Raw genomic sequence first — 2,613 nt, 5'->3', positions numbered from 1 at the left:
GCGATCACCTTCATGCCGAATGCCTGCGCCAGCCCTGAAACCTTGGCGCCAAGCTTGCCGAGGCCGACCACGCCGAGCGTCTTGCCCTCGATCTCGATGCCGGCGAATTTCTGCAGGGGCTCGCCGGCATGCATGCGCGCGTTCTCGCGGCCGATATGGCGGGTCAGTTCCAGAATCAGGCCCATGGTCAGCGGCGCGGTGGGATCGCGGGAAAACTGCGTGCCGCACAGCACGACGCCCTGGTCCTTGGCCGCCTCCAGGTCGAGCGCGGCATTGCGCATGCCCGAGGTGATGAACAGCTTCAGCCGGGGCAAAGCGGCGAACAAGGCGCGCGGAAACGGCGTGCGCTCGCGCATCGCGCAGATGATCTCGAAATCCTGCAGCGCGGCGGCGGCTTCCTGCTGAGAAGCGAACGGCTGGTCGAACACGGTGACGTCGATGCGGTCGGAGACCTTCGACCAGTCCGCGATATCAAGGGCCACGTTGAGATAGTCATCGAGAATTGCACAGCGCAGCCGCGTCATGGAAAGGTCCGTTCATGGCGATGATGACGGGGCGGAAACGCGCCGTCGGGAGGGCCATGGTTGCGCGCAATCGGCGGGCGCGCAAGCGCCGCGGCCCTGAAAGCGCCCGCGGCCCTGAAACTGAATTAGCTCGAATGCCGCTGCGACGATGCCGCCTGCTTGGCGCGGCAGGCCGGGCCGGGGCCGCGCATGTAATGCTGTTCCGGCCGGTAGGTGTCGAAGGCGCGGGCGAGGAACTGGCGCCAGAAATCGCGGAATTCGGCCGGGGCGTGGGGGCGACTGGTGCGTCCGCCGTGGCGGTCTGCCGGGGTGGTGAGCTGTTCTGACGCGATCGTTGCCATGACGGATACTGCCTTTTGCCGGGCGGCTTCTGTCGCGCGGAGCGCCTTTTTCCGGCGCTGCAGGCACTTTCGGGCCGGAGTCATTAAAAGAAGGTTTCAATTGTATCGACCCGTACTGATACTGGTGAAGGAACCGAAAACGCCGCTGCCGCGGTTGCCCTTTGGGGTCCGCCCCGCTACATCAGCGGCAGCAAATTTCCTTACAATCCACGGTTTTCAAGGGATCGCGATGGCCCGTCAGTTCGTCTATTTCATGCAGGGTTTGACCAAGAGCTACCCCACCCGCAAGGTGCTGGATAACGTCCACCTGTCGTTCTATCCGGACGCCAAGATCGGCGTGCTCGGCGTCAACGGTTCCGGCAAATCGACGCTGCTGCGGATCATGGCCGGCCTCGACAAGGAATATAACGGCGAGGCCTGGGTCGCCGAGGGCGCGCGGGTCGGCTACCTCGAACAGGAACCGCAGCTCGACGCCGACAAGACGGTGCGCGAGAACGTCATGCTGGGCGTCGCCAAGCAGAAGGCGATTCTCGACCGCTACAACGAACTGGCGATGAACTATTCCGACGAGACCGCCGACGAGATGACGAAGCTGCAGGACGAGATCGAGGCCGCCGGCCTGTGGGATCTCGACAGCAAGGTCGACCAGGCGATGGAGGCGCTGCGCTGCCCGCCCGACGATTCCGACGTGACCAAGCTGTCCGGCGGCGAGCGCCGCCGCGTCGCGCTGTGCAAGCTGCTGCTCGACCAGCCCGACCTGCTGCTGCTGGACGAGCCGACCAACCATCTCGACGCCGAATCGGTGTCATGGCTGGAAGGCCATCTGCGCAAATATCCCGGCGCCATCCTGATCGTCACCCATGACCGCTACTTCCTCGACAACGTCACCTCCTGGATTCTCGAGCTCGACCGCGGCAAGGGCATTCCCTACGAGGGCAATTACTCGGCCTGGCTGTCGCAGAAGCAGAAGCGAATGGCGCAGGAAGGCCGCGAGGACGTCGCGCATCAGAAAACCCTTCTCCGCGAACAGGAATGGATCGCGTCCTCGCCGAAGGCCCGCCAGGCCAAGTCCAAGGCGCGCTACCAGCGCTACGAGGACCTGCTGAAGCAGGCCGGCGAGAAGCAGACCCAGACCGCGCAGATCACCATTCCGGTGGCCGAGCGCCTCGGCCAGAACGTGGTCGATTTCGAGGGCCTGACCAAGGGCTTTGGCGACAAGATCCTGATCGACAACCTCTCCTTCAAGCTGCCGCCCGGCGGCATCGTCGGCGTGATCGGCCCCAACGGCGCCGGCAAGACCACGCTGTTCCGGATGATCACCGGTCAGGAAAAGCCCGACCAGGGCACCATCACGGTCGGCGAGAGCGTGCATCTCGGCTATGTCGACCAGTCCCGCGACTCACTCGACGGCAAGAAGACCGTGTGGGAGGAGATTTCCGGCGGCAACGAACTCATTCTGCTCGGCAAGCGCGAGGTCAATTCGCGCGGCTATTGCTCGTCGTTCAACTTCAAGGGCGCCGACCAGCAGAAGAAGGTCGGCGCGCTATCAGGCGGCGAACGCAACCGCGTGCACCTGGCCAAGATGCTGAAGTCCGGCGCCAACGTGCTGCTGCTCGACGAACCCACCCCCGATCTCGACGTCGACACGCTGCGCGCGCTGGAAGAGGCGCTGGAGGATTTCGCCGGCTGCGCCGTGATCATCAGCCATGACCGCTGGTTCCTCGACCGCATCGCCACCCACATGCTGG

General features: G+C 64.5%; 3 protein-coding genes. 1 reads left to right on the top strand and 2 read right to left on the bottom strand.

The genetic code is table 11. The annotated features are described in order from the left end of the window. The coding region (locus Q8R73_RS10100) for an NAD(P)-dependent oxidoreductase (RefSeq protein ID WP_305719403.1) at positions 1-524 on the bottom strand (524 nt) is incomplete at its 3' end. Between the two features lie 125 nt (positions 525-649). Next, positions 650-865 (bottom strand): hypothetical protein, encoded by a 216-nt coding sequence (locus Q8R73_RS10095; protein WP_305719402.1) that lies wholly within the window; start codon positions 863-865, stop codon positions 650-652. A 229-nt stretch (positions 866-1,094) separates the two neighbouring features. Here Q8R73_RS10095 and ettA point away from each other — a divergent pair. Further along, positions 1,095-2,613 (top strand): energy-dependent translational throttle protein EttA (gene ettA, locus Q8R73_RS10090; protein WP_305719401.1); only part of this gene is annotated, 1,519 nt, incomplete at its 3' end.

The organism is Bradyrhizobium sp. (assembly GCF_030697065.1).
Taxonomy (GTDB): Bacteria; Pseudomonadota; Alphaproteobacteria; order Rhizobiales; family Xanthobacteraceae; genus Bradyrhizobium.
This window is presented reverse-complemented; position numbering and strand designations above follow the sequence as displayed.